Consider the following 15,004-nt stretch of genomic DNA (forward strand, 5'->3'; position numbering starts at 1 on the left):
CACCGGAGGTGCTGCCGCCGCCCGTGAGTACTTATTAACCGCCCGCCGTTAATAAGTACTCACGGGCGCAGCATCCCCATGCCTGCCTGCCCCGGCGGCGAAGCGTGCGGCACCCTCCACCGTCCCGTTGGCCAGAGAGATTGCGCCGTGCCGGAATTCGTTCAGCAGGGCCTGATCCTCGGTGAGTCCCGACTGCTCGAGCAGCGACAACCGGTCCTGCCGCAGGCACACCTGGGGCAGGCCGGCGATCTCGGCGGCCAGCCGGCGGGCCGCGGTGAGGGCCTCCCCCGCCGCGACCTTCCGGTTGACCAGCCCGATACTCAGGGCTTCGTCGGCGTCGACGGGCCGCCCGGTGAGGACGAGATCCATCGCGCGACTTTCCCCGATGAGCCGCGGCAGGCGGACAGTGCCGCCGTCGATGAGCGGCACGCCCCAGCGTCGGCAGAACACTCCGAGGACGGCGTCCGCACCGGCTACCCGCAGATCGGCCCACAGCGCCAGTTCGAGTCCGCCTGCCACCGCGTGCCCGTCGATCGCGGCGATCACCGGTTTGGACAACCGCATCCGGGAGATGCCCATCGGTGCCTCGCCGTCGGGCGCCACCCGGTTCCCGGTCCCGGAACTGATCGCCTTGAGATCTGCTCCGGCGCAGAATGTTCCGCCTTCGCCGTGGAGTACCGCCACCGACGCGTCCTCGTCGGCGTCGAATGCACGGAAGGCGTCGGCGAGCGCCTCGGCGGTGGGCCGGTCGACGGCATTGCGGACTTCGGGCCGGTTCAGGCTGATCGTCGTGACCGGGCCGTCCTTGCGAACGAGTACCACGTCGGAAGTCATCGAGTGCGCCTTTCCTCGCTGGTGTAGCCGACGCTAGCACCCTTGACGGAAGAACGGAACGGGTGTTCACTCCTTGGATATGGCCTACCGGCGCACACCCGCCGTCCAGGAACGTCTGGACGCTCTCCGCACCACCCTCATCGATTCCGCGATCGGGCTGATCGCCCGCCACGGATACGCCGGGTGCTCGATCTCCGCGGTCGCGGCCGAGGCGGGGGTCGGCACCGGCACCGTCTACCGGCACTTCGCGAACAAGGGCGAACTGTTCGCGGAAGTCTTCCGCATCGTCTGCAGCCGCGAGGTGAGCGCCGCCGTCGAATCCGGCAACGCCGCCCGCGGCGCCGAGGGTCGCTGCGTCGCTGCGGTATCCGCCTCCGTCGGCACGTTCGCCGAACGCGCGCTGCGCGCACCCACCCTGGCGTACGCGCTACTCGTCGAACCTGTCGACCCGCAGGTCGACACCGAACGCCTCCTGTTCCGCGAGTCCTTCCGCGACGCCCTCGCGGTCGCGATCGCCGCCGCCGTCGAGGCCGGGGAGATCCCGGAACAGGACGCGTCGGTGACCGCAGCCTGCATCGTCGGCGCCATCGGCGAAGCGCTGATTCTGCCCCTCGCCCGCGGTGCCGCCGACGGCGCGATCATCCCCGCCCTGCTCACCTTCACCCTTCGATCCCTCGGGAGCCCGACATGAGTGCCACACACGAGGTCGTCAACCAGGCGCCGCCACTGGTCGATTTCGACGCGGCCGATTACCCACCGATCCTCGAAGCGCTGCAACGCGAAGGCGCCCACGACGCGCTCGAGGAACTGCACGACGTCGGACGCCTCGCCGGAAGCGAGGATGCCCAGCGCTGGGGTGATCTCGCCGAGGCGCACCCTCCCGTCCTGCGCACCCACGACCGCTACGGCAACCGCATCGACGAGGTGGAGTACGACCCCGCGTACCACCAGCTGATGACCACCGCCGTCGAGATGGGCCTGCACGGCGCACCGTGGGCCGACCCGCACCCGCGCGCCCACCTGGTCCGGGCCGCGAAGATGGCCGTCTGGGGCCAGGTCGACGCCGGACACGGTTGCCCGATCTCCATGACGTACGCCGTCGTCCCCGCCCTGCGCCACCACCGTGAGCTGGCGGAACAGTACGAACCGCTGCTCACCGCCCGGGTCTACGATCCGGCGCTGCACCCACCGCTGACCAAAGCCGGACTGATCGCCGGGATGTCGATGACGGAGAAGCAGGGCGGCTCCGACGTCCGCGCGGGCACCACCCGCGCGGTGCCGCAGTCCGACGGCAGTTACCTCCTGACCGGCCACAAGTGGTTCACGTCAGCGCCGATGTCCGACGTGTTCCTCGTGCTGGCGCAGGCCCCCGGCGGACTGTCGTGTTTCTTCCTCCCCCGGGTGCTGCCGGACGGCACCCGCAACCGGATGCACCTGCAGCGCCTCAAGGACAAGCTCGGCAACCATTCCAACGCCAGCAGCGAGGTCGAGTACGACGAGGCGGTGGCCTGGCTGGTCGGCGAGGAAGGCCGCGGCGTTCCGACGATCATCGAGATGGTCAACATGACCCGGCTCGACTGCACCATCGGCACCGCCACCGGCATGCGTGTCGGCACCGCGCAGGCCGCGCACCACGCCGTGCACCGCAGCGCATTCGGCGCCCACCTGGTGGATCAGCCGCTGATGCGGAACGTGCTCGCCGACCTCGCCGTCGAGTCGGAGGCGGCCACGACCGTCGCCCTGTGGCTGGCCGCGCTCACCGACCGGGCGACCGCCGGCGACGAGCACGCGAACACCCTGCGTCGCATCTCGCTGGCGGTCAGCAAGTACTTCGTCTGCAAGCGCGGCCCGATCCACGCCGCCGAGGCCCTGGAATGCCTGGGCGGCAACGGGTATGTGGAGGAATCGCGCATGCCGCGGTTGTACCGGGAGGCTCCCCTGCTGTCGGTGTGGGAGGGATCCGGCAACGTCGCCGCCCTCGACACTCTGCGTGCGATGGCGAAACAGCCGGAGACGCTTCAGGTCTTCTTCGACGAACTCGATTCCACCGCGGGAGCCGACACGCGACTCGACACCGCCGTCGCGGATCTGAAGGCGAGTTTCGGCGATCTCGACACGCTCGAGCACCGGGCCAGGCGCATCGTCGGCGACATGGCGCTCGCCCTCCAGGGGTCGCTGCTGATCCGCCACGGACACCCGGCGGTGGCCGACGCGTTCTGCGTCAGCCGGCTGTCCGGCGACTGGGGCACCGTGTTCGGGACGCTGCCGGCCGGCGTCGACACCGCCGCCATCATCGACCGCGCCACTCCCAAGGTGGGGTCGTGACCGGCCGCGACGACCACGCCGGCACCCGTCCGGCGGCCTGGCGCGACGGCTGGGACGAGGGCGGCGACTCCCTGTTCGCGGGTCGTGAACCGGACCGGGCGGACGACGCGGCGGAGTATCGAACCCTCACCTACGAGGTGACCGGGCGGATTGCCCGGATCACGTTCAACCGTCCCGACCACGGCAACGCGATCACCGCCGACACTCCTGTCGAACTCGCCGCCACCGTGGAACGCGCCGACCTCGATCCCCGCGTCCACGTGATCCTGCTGTCGGGGCGCGGGAAGGGATTCTGCGGCGGATACGACCTGGGCATCTTCGCCGAGAACGGCGGCCACACCGACGAGGAACCGGACCGCACGACGGGCACCGTGCTCGATCCGATCGTTCAGGCGCGCAACCACAATCCGTTCGGCAACTGGGATCCGATGGCCGACTACGCGATGATGAGCCGGTTCAACCGCGGTTTCGCGAGCCTGCTCCACGCGAACAAGCCGACGGTCGCGAAGATCCACGGATTCTGCGTGGCCGGCGGCACCGACATCGCGCTGTATTGCGACCAGATCGTCGCCGCGGACGACACGAAGATCGGCTATCCGCCGACCCGGGTATGGGGTGTGCCTGCTGCGGGAATGTGGGCGCACCGCCTCGGCGACCAGCGGGCGAAGCGACTCCTCCTCACCGGCGACTGCATCACGGGGCGGCAGGCGGCGGAGTGGGGTCTGGCGGTGGAGTCGGCGCCCGCGGAGGAACTCGACCGCCGCACCGAGGACCTCGTCGAGCGGATCGCGAGGATGCCCGTCAATCAGCTGATGATGGTGAAACTCGCACTGAACAGCGCGCTACTGGCGCAGGGCGTCGCCAACTCGACGATGGTGAGCACCGTCTTCGACGGCATGTCCCGGCACACCCGCGAGGGGTACGCGTTCCAATTACGCTCGGCCACCGCCGGATTCCGTGAGGCCGTCCGCGAACGCGACGAGCCGTTCGGCGATCACAAGTCGCAGCAGTCGCAACCTGGATCCTGATCGACCGCGCGACCACCGACCGGCGCAGGGCAGCAGGTGTCGCCCTTCCACGCGTCGACGCCTTCCTTGACGGCGATGACCGCAATCACCAGGGCGGCGATCGGATCGGCCCACGACCAGCCGAGGGTGCTGTTGAGCAGCAACCCGACGAGCAGCACCGCGGACAGGTACGTGCACAGCAGCGTCTGTTTGGAATCGGCGACCGCCGACAGGGAACCGAGTTCACGACCGGCCCGGCGCTGCGCCCAGGACAGGACCGGCATCACGGCCAGACTTGCTGCGGCCAGTACGATTCCGACCGTCGAGTGCTGCGCTTCGCCGACTCCCAGCAGTGACCGCACCGCGTCGACGCTCACGTACGCGGCGAGCCCGAAGAACGAGAACGCGATGACTCGGAGCGCGACCTTCTCCCGCGACTCGGGATCGCGTCCCGCGAACTGCCAGGCGACCGCGGCCGCCGACGACACCTCGATCACCGAATCCAGGCCGAACCCGATCAACGCCGTCGACGACACCCGTGCGCCCTCGGTGAGTGCCACGATCGCTTCGATCACGTTGTAGGAGATCGTCGCGGCCACGAAGAACCGGATCCGGCGGGACAGGACCTGCCTGCGTTCGCCGGACGGTCTGGTGGGCATGCCGAGTTCGGACGCCATCAGCAGCAGCCTTCGGTCTCCGCGTCCGGGCAGCAGGACGGATCGACCGCGAGCACCAGGCCGAGCAGGTCGTCGAGGGCACGTGCGATCCGCGGGTCGGCGAGTTCGTACCGGCTCCGCCGACCCTCCGGCACCGCGACGACCAGACCGCACCCACGCAGGCACGACAGATGATTCGACAGGATCTGCCGGGATACCCCGATCTTCTCGGCCAACTCCGATGGATACCCGGGCCCGGACCGCAGGCTCAGCAGAATCTGCGTGCGGGTGGTGTCCGACAGCGCGTATCCGAAACGCGCGAGGGCGTCCCGGTGGACCAGCGTCTCCATAATTCTTACTGTACAGCGATTTCTGTATTCAGGAAATCGTGAATCAATGGTGGAGACTCACGGTTCGGCCTGCTCCGACGCGGCGGCGGCGCGGGCCATGAGGAGGTTCCGTTCACGGCGCGTCGGTGCGGTCGCCGCGGCGTCCTCGAGGGTCCGGGCCGCCTCGCCGTAGCGGCCGAGGCGTTCGAGGACTTCGCCCCGCACGGCGCCGTAGAGGTGCAGGCGCGCCAGCCGAGGGTCGTCCCGCACGGCATCGAGCGCAGCGAGCGCGGCCTCGGGCCCGTCCGAATGCAGCAACGCCACCGCACGATTGAGTTCCACCACCGGCGACGGCGCCACCTGCGCCAGCGCGTCGTACAGGGCGACGATCGCCTCCCAATCGGTGTCCTCGAAACGTGGCGCCCTGGCATGACACCCGGCGATCGCGGCCTGCAACGAATAGGGGCCCAGCGGGCGGCCGAGCCCGACAGCCCGCTCCAGCGCGGCATTGCCGTGCGTCAGAAGGGTTCGGTCCCACCGCGACCGGTCCTGATCCTGCAGCAGGACTGGCTCACCGTCGACGCCCACCCGGGCGGCGAACCGTGAAGCCTGCAACTCGGTGAGCGCCACCAGTCCGTGCACCTCCGGTTCCCGCGGCAGCAGGCCGGCGAGGACACGGGCGAGCCGCATCGCCTCCGACGCGAGGTCACGCCGAATCCAGTCCTCGCCCGACGTGGCGGAGTACCCCTCGTTGAACACCAGATAGACCACCTCGAGCACCGCCGCCAACCGTGCCGGAAGTTCCTCGCGTGCAGGCACTTCGAACGGCACCTTCGCCTCCGACAGCGTCCGCTTGGCCCTGCTGATCCGCTGCCCCATCGTCGCCGAGGGGACGAGGAACGCCCGCGCGATCTCGTCGGTGCGCAGACCCCCGACCAGGCGAAGGGTCAACGCCACCCGCGATTCCCGGGGAAGCACGGGATGACACGCGACGAAGACCAGAGCCAGCAGGTCATCCTCCACGCCGTCGACGGCGTCCGGCGCCGGCATGGCGCTCGGCGGTTGCGCGGACGGGTCGACGGCGATCTCCGTGTACTTCGACTGCCGCGACCGTTCACGGCGAATGCGGTCGATCGCCTTGTGCTTGGCCGTGGCCGTCAGCCACGCACCCGGTTTGTCGGGAACGCCCTGCTCCGGCCACTGTTCGAGCGCGAGCACGAACGCATCCTGAGCGATCTCCTCGGCGATCCCGACGTCACGGACGAGGCGGGTGAGCGACGCGATGAGGCGTGGCGACTCCATGCGCCACACCGCCTCGACCGTGCGCTGGACGTCCACCGAACTCAGCCGTTCGGGTGCTGCTCACGGATCCGCTCCGCCAGTGCGGCTTCCTTCTCCCGCAGTTCCGGCGTGAACTCGTCACCGAAATCCTCCGACTCGAAGATCGGCCGCACCTCGATCAGCTGGCGCAGTCCGGTGCCGGGGTCGGCGGGGCACTTCTTGACCCACTCGATCGCCTCCTCGAGGGATCGCACCTCCCAGATCCAGTAGCCCGCGATGATCTCCTTCGACTCGGTGAACGGGCCGTCGACCACCGACGTCGTGCCGCCCTCGAACACCACCCGCGCGCCGGCGCTGGTCGGCTTCAGACCCTGACCGTCGAGCATGATGCCCGCGTTCACCAATTCCTCGTTGTACGCACCCATCGCCGCCAGCATTTCCTCGGTCGGGGCGATCTTGTCTTCGTCGGCACCTGCACCCTCGATCATCACCATGACTCGCATGATTTCCTCCTCGATTGTGGTCGGTCCCGGCCTTCGTGCCGTGGACTCACACAGTACGTCGAACGGGCTACCCCCAATTTCGACATTCGCGCCCCGTGAGTACTTATCAACCGCCCGCGGTTAACAAGTACTCACGGGCGGGGACTGCAACACGATGCAACGCTTGCCGCTCGCCCCACTCCGGAGTGTGCTGTATGTCACATACCAAGCGAAGGAGAGGTACATGACACAGACGGTTCAGCCGACTGCGGTGCAGACGTCCCTGACACCTCAGGAACGAGTCGACCTGTGGTTGGCGAGCTTCGAATCCGCTCTCGCCGCGCGTGACGTCGACCGCGCCGCGGGCATGTTCGCAGTCGACAGCTTCTGGCGCGACCTGGTGGCGTTCACCTGGAACCTCAAGACGGTCGAGGGACGCGACGCCGTCGCCGCGATGCTCCACGCACGCCTGGACGACACCGACCCCGTCAACTTCCGCACCACCGAGACACCGGACGAGGCCGACGGCGTCACCTCGGCATGGATCGAGTTCGAGACCGCGACGGGCCGGGGCAAGGGACACCTGCGCCTGAAGGGCGACGAGGCGTGGACCTTCCTCACCACCATGCAGGAGTTGAAGGGCCACGAGGAACGCCGTGGACGGAACCGCGTCAAGGGTGCTGTCCACGGCTCCGGCGGCGACACCCTGAGCTGGGCGGAGAAGCGGGAAATCGAGGAGCGGGAACTCGGCTACACCCGCCAGCCGTACGTTCTGGTGATCGGCGGCGGCCAGGGCGGCATCGCGCTCGGCGCGCGGCTGCGCCAACTCGGTGTCCCGGCCATCGTCGTGGACAAGAACGAACGCCCCGGCGACCAGTGGCGCAACCGGTACAAGTCGCTGTGCCTGCATGACCCGGTCTGGTACGACCACCTGCCCTACATGCCGTTCCCGGACAACTGGCCGGTCTTCGCGCCGAAGGACAAGATCGGCGACTGGCTGGAGATGTACACCAAGGTGATGGAGATTCCGTACTGGTCGTCCACCACCTGCACGTCCGCGACGTTCGACGAGGAGACCAAGGAGTGGACCGTCGTCCTCGACCGCGACGGCGAGGACGTGGTGCTCCACCCGAAGCAGCTGGTGCTCGCGACCGGCATGTCGGGCAAGCCGAATGTTCCGTCGTTCCCGGGCCAGGACGTCTTCCGGGGCGAGCAGCACCATTCGAGCCGGCACCCCGGTCCGGATGCCTACGTGGGCAAGCGCGTCGTCGTCGTGGGTGCCAACAACTCGGCTCACGACATCTGCAAGGCGCTGTTCGAGAACGGCGCCGACGTGACGATGCTGCAGCGGTCGTCCACCCACATCGTGAAGTCGGACTCGCTGATGGACCTCGGCCTCGGCGACCTCTACTCGGAGCGCGCGGTTGCGGCGGGCATGACGACGGAGAAGGCCGACCTCACGTTCGCGTCGCTGCCGTACAAGATCATGCACGAGTTCCAGATCCCGATCTATCAGAAGGTCGCCGAACGGGACAGGGACTTCTACGACCGCCTGGAAAAGGCCGGATTCAAGCTCGATTTCGGTGACGACGGCTCCGGTCTGTTCATGAAGTACCTGCGCCGCGGATCCGGCTACTACATCGACGTCGGCGMGTCCGAACTCGTCGCAGACGGCAGCATCCACCTCGTGTCCGGGCAGGTCGACCACCTCACCGAGGACGCCGTGGTTCTCACCGACGGGACGGAATTGCCTGCCGACCTCGTCGTCTACGCCACCGGCTACGGGTCCATGAACGGGTGGGCCGCCGACCTCATGGGTCAGGAAGTGGCCGACAAGGTCGGAAAGTGCTGGGGCCTCGGCTCGGACACCACCAAGGACCCCGGACCATGGGAGGGCGAGCAGCGCAACATGTGGAAGCCGACGCAGCAGGAAGCGCTGTGGTTCCACGGCGGCAACCTGCACCAGTCGCGGCATTACTCGCTGTACCTCGCTCTGCAGCTCAAGGCCCGGCACGAGGAGATCCCGACACCGGTGTACGGGCTGCAGGAGGTGCATCACCTCAGCTGATCGGCCCTGATATGCAGCGGCGCCCTCACTCGTCGAGTGAGGGCGCTGTTGAATCGTGAATACGCTTACCTCGCTTCGAGGACCCCGGTCATCTGCTTGACGGTTTTGGCCGCGAGCACCTCGAATGCGAGGCGGGCGACGGGGTCGGCGAATCGCGCCAGGCCGGTGAATTCGAGGTGGGCGCGGTAGGTGATCGACGTGGAGGCGTCGTCCACCTTCTCGAACGCCAGATCGTCCGACGTGGCTGCGGTGCCGTTGCGACCCTCGAAGACGACGTGATCGGGGTCGTCGCGGGTCATGCGGTAGGTGAGTTCGGTGGTGCGGCCGAAGAACGACGACACGTTGTGCCATTCCGTGCCCACCGCCACCGGACCGGGGGTGGTCTGCTCGCACGTGTCGGTCCCGGGATCCCAGGCCTCGGTGTTCGCGAAGTCGCGCAGGTACGCGACGACTTTCTCGAGCGGTGCGGCGACGGTGAACGTTCTACTGACCTCGGCCACTCGGGCCTCCTATACGCAGTCGCGGCAGATCAGCTGTCCACCCTCTTCGGACGCGAGACGCGACCGATGATGGACCAGGAAGCAACTACTGCAAGTGAATTCGTCGGCCCTCTTCGGAACGACGCGGACAGTGAGTTCCTCACCGGACAGGTCGGCGCCGGGCAGTTCGAAGGACTCCGCCGTGTCGGTCTCCTCGACGTCGACGACGGACGACTGCGAGTCGTTCCTCCGTGTCTTCAGTTCTTCGAGCGAGTCCGCGGCGAGTTCGTCGTCGACGGTAACCCGTGGTGCGTCGTAGTCGGTTGCCATGACTTCCTCCCTTTGGCTCATGTTCCCCGTGTCGTGAAATTCCACACTTGCGGGGCACGGTTGCTAGACAACGCACCGATCCCGCGTTTTGTTCCCGGGCGGCCACAGCTCACCGCGTGATTGCGGGATGCCCGTTCCGGGTACCACTCAATCAGCCGATCGGAAGGTGGTCAGTTGATGACGAGTGCCCACGACGAGCTCGGCAATCCCGTGCCGGATCCGGAGCCGGTGCCGCCGGATCCGAGCCCTCCGCCCGTCCCACCGACGCCGTCGCCGCCTCACCCGTTTCCGCCCGAGCCGGGGCCGGAACCTGCACCTCCCGAGCCCGGGCCGCAACCGGGGCCGCCGGAACCTCCGGGACCTCCGCAGCCCCCGATTCCCGAGCCGACTCCGCCGTTTCCGCCGCAGATGCACGGCCGGGACCACTCACTGTAGGTTAGCCTCACCTACAGGGAGGTATGTGGATGCGAACGCTCAACCGTCGCAAGTTCCTGAGCGTGAGCGCCGGGGTCGGCCTTGCCGTCGTCGCCGCAGCGTGTTCCTCGGGAACCGCAGCAGACACCGAAGGCGGCACCCGGACGGTGACGCACAAGAAGGGAACGACCGAAGTCCCGGGCAACCCTCAGCGCATCGTCACGGTCGGCTACTCCGACCAGGACACACTCCTCGCGTTCGGACGTCAGCCGGTCGGCGTCACCGACTGGTACGGCGACTACCCGGACGCCACCTGGCCCTGGGCCCAGGACGCGCTGAGCGGGACGCACCCCGAGGTCTTCAACCGCGGACAGTTCACCGGTGAGGCCAATTTCGCGTACGAGGCCATCGCGAAACTCGATCCCGACCTGATCCTCGCGCTGTACATCGACGTCGACGACGACGCGTATCAACGACTCTCGGCCATCGCGCCCACCGTGACGACGTCGCCGGACTACCCCGATTTCGGCATGCCGTGGCAGGACGCCGTCCGGATCGTCGGCACCGCCCTCGGCGAGGACGAGAAGGCGAACCACCTCGTCGCCGGCGTGGACGACCTGGTGGCGCAGCAACGCGCCGCCCACCCCGAGTTCGAGGGCAAGACGGTCGCGGTCGCCGAACTGGGCGACTCCGGCACGTTCTACGTCCGCTCCCCGAACGACCCGCGTTCACGCCTGATGACGTCGCTCGGGTTCGTCGTCCCGGAGCGGATCGCGCAACTCGCAGGCGATCAGGATGCGTTCACCATCAGCAAGGAGCAGTTCGACATCGTCGACGTCGACGTCCTCGTCTGGAACGTGGGCAGCAGTCCCGGCGCCGAAGCGAAGATCACCGCCGACCCCGTCTATCAGTCGCTACCGGTGGCGAAGGCGGGGCGGGCCGTGTTCGTCGACGACCCCACCGTCTCCGGCGCGCTCACCTGGGGCACCGTCCTCAGCCTCCCGTACGCCGTCGAGGCACTCGTGCCGAAACTGGCGGAGGCCGCCGCCAAACCGGCCTGACGCCGCGCTCACCCGGACTGGTCTTCGAGCCGGGTGAGCGCCACCAGCGTTCGGACCCCGTGAATCATGGCGCGCTCGTCGAGGTTGAAACCCGGCTGGTGAAGTTCCTGCCGGGTGCCGGTCCCGTCCCACACGCCGAGTCTGGCCATCGCGCCCGGAACCTTCTCCAGGTACCACGCGAAATCCTCGCCGCCGCTGGACTGATGGGCCTCGGCCAGGTGGTCGAAGCCGACGACCGATTCGATCGCCTCCCGTAGGTCGGCGGTGCAGTCGGGATCGTTGACGACGGGCGGGACGCCCTGCAGATAGGAGAGTTCGTACCGCACGTTGTACGGCGCGAGCAGGTGACCGATCGTGTCCGTGACCAGCGGTTCGAGCGAGGCCCACGTCTCGCGGGACGCGCTGCGCAGGGTGCCGACCAGTTCACCCGACTCGGGAACGGAGTTCGCGACCTGCCCGGCGGCCACCTTCCCCCAGGTGAGGACGGTCGCGGTGCGGGCGTCGATCCGGCGGTCGAGCACGGACGACAGACCGGTCACCAGGACGGCCGCAGCGTGGATCAGATCGCCGGTCAGATGGGGTCGCGCCGTATGTCCCCCCGCCGACCACAACCGCACCGTGACAGAGTCGTTGGACGACGTGATCGGCCCGGTCCGGGTGGCCAGTTTGCCGACCTCGAGATTCGGATCGCAGTGCAGTGCAAAGATTTTCGACACCCCGTCGAGTGCGCCCGCGGCGATCGTGTCGACCGAGCCGCCGGGGGTCGTCTCCTCCCCGGGCTGGAAGACGAGCCGGACCCGGGACGGCGGCGGGTATTTCGCCAGGACGGATGCCGCCCCCATCAACATGGTGGTGTGGGCGTCGTGGCCGCACGCGTGTGACACCCCGGGCACCCGCGACTCGAACGGGAGACCGGTCGTCTCGGCGATCGGCAGCGCGTCGAGGTCGGCGCGCAGCGCAATGCATTCGCCCGTGTCCGGACCGACGTCGCACCACAGGCCGGTTCCGCCGGGCAACAGGACGGGTGCGAGCCCCAGACCGACGAGGTGGGCGCGCACGACGCCGGTGGTCCTGCGTTCCTCGAACGACAGTTCCGGGTGCGCGTGCAGATCCCGGCGCCACTCGATCAGCTTCTTCTCGTCGAGCTCCGTCGACTCCGTCCAGTTCATGTCGGCGGTGTCGCCGCGGTCCCAGAACCGCGCGCTCCAATATCGCCGGGTTCGGCCGGCACCGGTCGACCTCGGGCCGAGCTCGCGCGGCGCGGGTGGCGCCTCCACTTCGGGAAGGTGCTCGGAGCGGCCCGCCGTCTCCGCGAGCAGCAGATCAACCACGTCGGTGAGCCGGCCACGGCGACCGAGCGCCTGACGTTGCCGGGCGGCGGAGCTGCCGTGGGCGGTGGCCTCGGCGGACAGCTCCACCACGGTGTCCCAGTCGCCGGTCTCCTCGAGCTGCGGCCGCAGCGAATTCACGAAGTCGCCGACGAGTTCCGCCGCAGGACGGGCCTGCGGAACCGTCACGTCGACGAGGTCCTCCTCCAACCCCGACCGCGCCGCCCGCCACAGTGCCGCCCTGGTCAGGGTGGGGACGACCTCGACTCCCTTCGTCCCGGCGCGCAAACCCTCCACCTCGCGTTCCACGAGCGCACGGAACAGTGCGGTGACGAGCACGACCGTGTCCAGTCGCGGGCAGCTGTCGCATACCCGCAACTCCAGGGTCGGAAGTTTCACCGACGGCCGGACGTCGAAATACGCCATACCGGGGTCACTGATCACCCCACTGGCGACCAGGTCGTCGATCAGGGTGCCGTATTCGGCGGCGGAGGAGACGGGCGCGGCCGGACCGGTGCTCGGCCAGCGCAACCACAGCAGGGTCCGCGCACTGGCATAGCCGGTGTCCGCACCGTCGGACCGGAACGGGGAACTCGCGCTGAGCGCCAGGAGGACTGGCATGTGCGGAGCGACGCGGTGCGCGACCTGCACGGCCTCGTCGCGGTCGGGCAGGTCGACGTGAACCTGCGTGCCGCAGATCAGCTGCTCGCGGGCGAGCACCTGGTAGTCCGCGAGCATGCGCCGGTAACGCTGCGTCCCCGTCACGTGCATCTCGGCGGGCAGCGCCAGCGGCATCGAGCCCGCGGCCGCCACGCCGATGCCGAGCCCCTCGGCCGCGTCGATCAGCACTCTCCGGTGCCGCTCCAGGTCGTTCCGCAGGCCGGCGAGGTCGGCGTACACGCCACTGTTGACCTCGACGACGCACTGCTGGAGTTCGTCGACGAACACCCCGTCGGGAAGTCGTGCCAGCAACTCCGGCGCGCGGGTGGTCAGGCGCCGGGTCTTGCGATCGATGAGGTGGAATTCCTCTTCGACGCCCACTTTCCGTGGGTCGCTGGCGAGCACGATGTGCCTCGATTTCTATTTCTCTGTGGCACCCTCGGTGTCGTCGAAGAACGCCCAGGTGCCGTCCTCGTCGACTTCCATCCGCCATCCGAGTTCGGAATTGTCTGCGCGAACGTCGACGAACCATGCGTGCGCGTCACCGGCGCTCGGGATCTCCTTCGTCTCGACGACACTGCCCTGGGGATCGATCACTCGGTATTTCGCCATGGTCGTCGGGTTCCCCGCCCGCCCCGGTCTGAATCATCGGACGGAATATCCCGTCCGCCCGCGCAGTTACATCATCTAATTGATGGTTCAACTATCGCGAGGAGTGGTGGCATGGAACTCGGGTTGACGACGTTCGCCGAGGTCGGTTCCGGCGGAACCGGGGCGGTGTCCCCGAGGCAGCGCCTGAAGGATCTGCTCGAAGAGGTCGTCCTCGCCGAGCAGGTGGGCCTCGACGTGTACGGCGTCGGTGAGCACCACCGCGCGGACTTCGCCGCGTCGGCACCCGCGGTCGTGCTGTCGGCCGCCGCCGCCCGGACGTCCCGCATCGCATTGACCAGCGCGGTCACCGTCCTGAGCTCCGACGACCCGGTGCGGGTGTTCGAGGAATTCGCCACCCTCGACCTGATCTCCGACGGGCGTGCCGAGGTGATGGCCGGTCGCGGCTCGTTCACCGAATCGTTCCCGCTCTTCGGTTACGACCTGGCCGACTACGACGAGCTGTTCGTCGAGAAACTCGGCCTGCTACTCGCCCTTCGCGACTCGGAGACCGTGAACTGGTCGGGACGGCACCGGGCGGCGCTGACGGACCAGTCCGTCTACCCACGGCCCGAACGTCCCCTTCCCATCTGGGTCGGGGTGGGTGGCAATCCCGAGTCGGTGGCCCGCGCCGGACTGCTCGGCCTGCCGATGGCGCTCGCGATCATCGGCGGACAACCCGCCCGATTCGCACCGCTGGCCGACCTGCACCGCCGTGCGGTGTCGGAGGGTGGGCACGAACCGCAGCCCATCGCCGTCCACGCGCACGGTTACGTCGCGGACACCGAGGACCGGGCGGTGTCGGAGTTCTACCCGTCGTACGCCGCGGCCATGACCGGCCTCGGACGCGAACGCGGGTGGGCACCGATGAACCCGCAGGCATTCGACGGTCTGCGCGGACCCGGCGGTTCGCTCGTGCTCGGCAACCCCGAGCAGGTGGCCGAGAAGATCGTCGGCATGCGCGACACCCTGGGCATCGAACGGTTCATGCTGCACCCCAGCGTCGGGCCGCTGCCCCACGACAAGGTGATGCGCGCGATCGAACTGCTCGGCACCAAGGTGGCCCCGCTCGTCGAGCAGGCGTGATTCCTGCGGTGGCGGT

The 15,004-nt window shown here is 68.4% G+C and carries 15 protein-coding genes; 6 read left to right on the plus strand and 9 right to left on the minus strand.

The genetic code is table 11. From position 1 onward, the window contains the following. Window positions 1-48: 48 nt before the first annotated feature. Window positions 49-834, minus strand: a complete 786-nt coding sequence (locus AC1D1G_RS09705) for a crotonase/enoyl-CoA hydratase family protein (protein WP_477951858.1) — start codon at window positions 832-834, stop codon at window positions 49-51. Between the two features lie 79 nt (window positions 835-913). Between AC1D1G_RS09705 and AC1D1G_RS09710 the strand changes: the two genes are divergently transcribed. From AC1D1G_RS09710 to AC1D1G_RS09720, 3 genes are read left to right on the plus strand one after another with little or no spacing between them, the layout of a single operon-like run. Further along, window positions 914-1,525, plus strand: coding sequence for a TetR/AcrR family transcriptional regulator (locus AC1D1G_RS09710; protein ID WP_009477303.1), 612 nt, complete (start codon window positions 914-916; stop codon window positions 1,523-1,525). Then, window positions 1,522-3,159, plus strand: coding sequence for an acyl-CoA dehydrogenase family protein (locus tag AC1D1G_RS09715; protein ID WP_418341066.1), 1,638 nt, complete (start codon window positions 1,522-1,524; stop codon window positions 3,157-3,159). Before AC1D1G_RS09710 ends, AC1D1G_RS09715 begins: the two co-directional genes overlap by 4 nt. Continuing rightward, complete coding sequence (locus tag AC1D1G_RS09720; protein WP_280782968.1) at window positions 3,156-4,187, plus strand: crotonase/enoyl-CoA hydratase family protein; 1,032 nt, start codon at window positions 3,156-3,158, stop codon at window positions 4,185-4,187. Before AC1D1G_RS09715 ends, AC1D1G_RS09720 begins: the two co-directional genes overlap by 4 nt. Here AC1D1G_RS09720 and AC1D1G_RS09725 read toward each other — a convergent pair. Genes AC1D1G_RS09725 through AC1D1G_RS09740 form a run of 4 tightly spaced genes read right to left on the minus strand, consistent with a single transcriptional unit; the run spans window position 4,154 to window position 6,935 of the window. Continuing rightward, on the minus strand, window positions 4,154-4,843 hold the full coding sequence (locus tag AC1D1G_RS09725) for a cation diffusion facilitator family transporter (RefSeq protein WP_477951860.1): 690 nt from the start codon (window positions 4,841-4,843) through the stop codon (window positions 4,154-4,156). The two genes, AC1D1G_RS09720 and AC1D1G_RS09725, sit on opposite strands and share 34 nt — an antisense overlap. Then, the gene (locus AC1D1G_RS09730; protein WP_005248604.1) at window positions 4,843-5,172 is read right to left on the minus strand and encodes an ArsR/SmtB family transcription factor; all 330 of its coding nucleotides are present in this window, start codon (window positions 5,170-5,172) and stop codon (window positions 4,843-4,845) included. Before AC1D1G_RS09730 ends, AC1D1G_RS09725 begins: the two co-directional genes overlap by 1 nt. Window positions 5,173-5,229: 57 nt before the next feature. Then, a complete protein-coding gene (locus AC1D1G_RS09735) occupies window positions 5,230-6,489 on the minus strand; it encodes an RNA polymerase sigma factor (protein ID WP_477951861.1) in 1,260 nt (419 codons plus the stop codon). A 5-nt stretch (window positions 6,490-6,494) separates the two neighbouring features. Continuing rightward, on the minus strand, window positions 6,495-6,935 hold the full coding sequence (locus AC1D1G_RS09740; RefSeq protein ID WP_280782971.1) for a YciI family protein: 441 nt from the start codon (window positions 6,933-6,935) through the stop codon (window positions 6,495-6,497). Between the two features lie 223 nt (window positions 6,936-7,158). Between AC1D1G_RS09740 and AC1D1G_RS09745 the strand changes: the two genes are divergently transcribed. Continuing rightward, on the plus strand, window positions 7,159-8,982 hold the full coding sequence (locus tag AC1D1G_RS09745; protein WP_477951862.1) for an NAD(P)-binding domain-containing protein: 1,824 nt from the start codon (window positions 7,159-7,161) through the stop codon (window positions 8,980-8,982). 65 nt (window positions 8,983-9,047) lie between these two features. Here AC1D1G_RS09745 and AC1D1G_RS09750 read toward each other — a convergent pair whose 3' ends face one another. Then, entirely contained in the window at window positions 9,048-9,482 is a 435-nt protein-coding gene (locus tag AC1D1G_RS09750; protein WP_283332765.1) for an SRPBCC family protein, read from the minus strand. A gap of 9 nt (window positions 9,483-9,491) precedes the next feature. Next, complete coding sequence (locus AC1D1G_RS09755) at window positions 9,492-9,791, minus strand: DUF4193 domain-containing protein (RefSeq protein WP_280782976.1); 300 nt, start codon at window positions 9,789-9,791, stop codon at window positions 9,492-9,494. 458 nt (window positions 9,792-10,249) lie between these two features. Between AC1D1G_RS09755 and AC1D1G_RS09760 the strand changes: the two genes are divergently transcribed. Beyond that, window positions 10,250-11,266 (plus strand): iron-siderophore ABC transporter substrate-binding protein, encoded by a 1,017-nt coding sequence (locus tag AC1D1G_RS09760; RefSeq protein WP_477951864.1) that lies wholly within the window; start codon window positions 10,250-10,252, stop codon window positions 11,264-11,266. 8 nt (window positions 11,267-11,274) lie between these two features. Here AC1D1G_RS09760 and AC1D1G_RS09765 read toward each other — a convergent pair whose 3' ends face one another. Next, window positions 11,275-13,659 carry a glutamate--cysteine ligase gene (locus AC1D1G_RS09765; RefSeq protein ID WP_477951865.1) on the minus strand — a complete coding sequence of 795 codons (2,385 nt, stop codon included), beginning with the start codon at window positions 13,657-13,659 and terminating at the stop codon, window positions 11,275-11,277. A 15-nt stretch (window positions 13,660-13,674) separates the two neighbouring features. Continuing rightward, the gene (locus AC1D1G_RS09770) at window positions 13,675-13,866 is read right to left on the minus strand and encodes a hypothetical protein (RefSeq protein ID WP_009477291.1); all 192 of its coding nucleotides are present in this window, start codon (window positions 13,864-13,866) and stop codon (window positions 13,675-13,677) included. A gap of 111 nt (window positions 13,867-13,977) precedes the next feature. On the opposite strand from AC1D1G_RS09770, the gene AC1D1G_RS09775 reads away from it, so the two are divergent. Continuing rightward, on the plus strand, window positions 13,978-14,988 hold the full coding sequence (locus AC1D1G_RS09775) for an LLM class flavin-dependent oxidoreductase (RefSeq protein ID WP_283332760.1): 1,011 nt from the start codon (window positions 13,978-13,980) through the stop codon (window positions 14,986-14,988). Window positions 14,989-15,004 lie beyond the last annotated feature (16 nt).

The organism is Rhodococcus sp. P3_B8 (assembly GCF_056402775.1).

Coding starts and splice junctions, on each gene's coding strand:
- AC1D1G_RS09770 (WP_009477291.1), bottom strand. CDS start 13,866: ATGGCGAAATACCGAGTGATCGATCCCCAGGGCAGTGTCGTCGAGACG.
- AC1D1G_RS09705 (WP_477951858.1), bottom strand. CDS start 834: ATGACTTCCGACGTGGTACTCGTTCGCAAGGACGGCCCGGTCACGACG.
- AC1D1G_RS09730 (WP_005248604.1), bottom strand. CDS start 5,172: ATGGAGACGCTGGTCCACCGGGACGCCCTCGCGCGTTTCGGATACGCG.
- AC1D1G_RS09710 (WP_009477303.1), top strand. CDS start 914: ATGGCCTACCGGCGCACACCCGCCGTCCAGGAACGTCTGGACGCTCTC.
- AC1D1G_RS09740 (WP_280782971.1), bottom strand. CDS start 6,935: ATGCGAGTCATGGTGATGATCGAGGGTGCAGGTGCCGACGAAGACAAG.
- AC1D1G_RS09725 (WP_477951860.1), bottom strand. CDS start 4,843: ATGGCGTCCGAACTCGGCATGCCCACCAGACCGTCCGGCGAACGCAGG.
- AC1D1G_RS09760 (WP_477951864.1), top strand. CDS start 10,250: ATGTGGATGCGAACGCTCAACCGTCGCAAGTTCCTGAGCGTGAGCGCC.
- AC1D1G_RS09755 (WP_280782976.1), bottom strand. CDS start 9,791: ATGGCAACCGACTACGACGCACCACGGGTTACCGTCGACGACGAACTC.
- AC1D1G_RS09775 (WP_283332760.1), top strand. CDS start 13,978: ATGGAACTCGGGTTGACGACGTTCGCCGAGGTCGGTTCCGGCGGAACC.
- AC1D1G_RS09715 (WP_418341066.1), top strand. CDS start 1,522: ATGAGTGCCACACACGAGGTCGTCAACCAGGCGCCGCCACTGGTCGAT.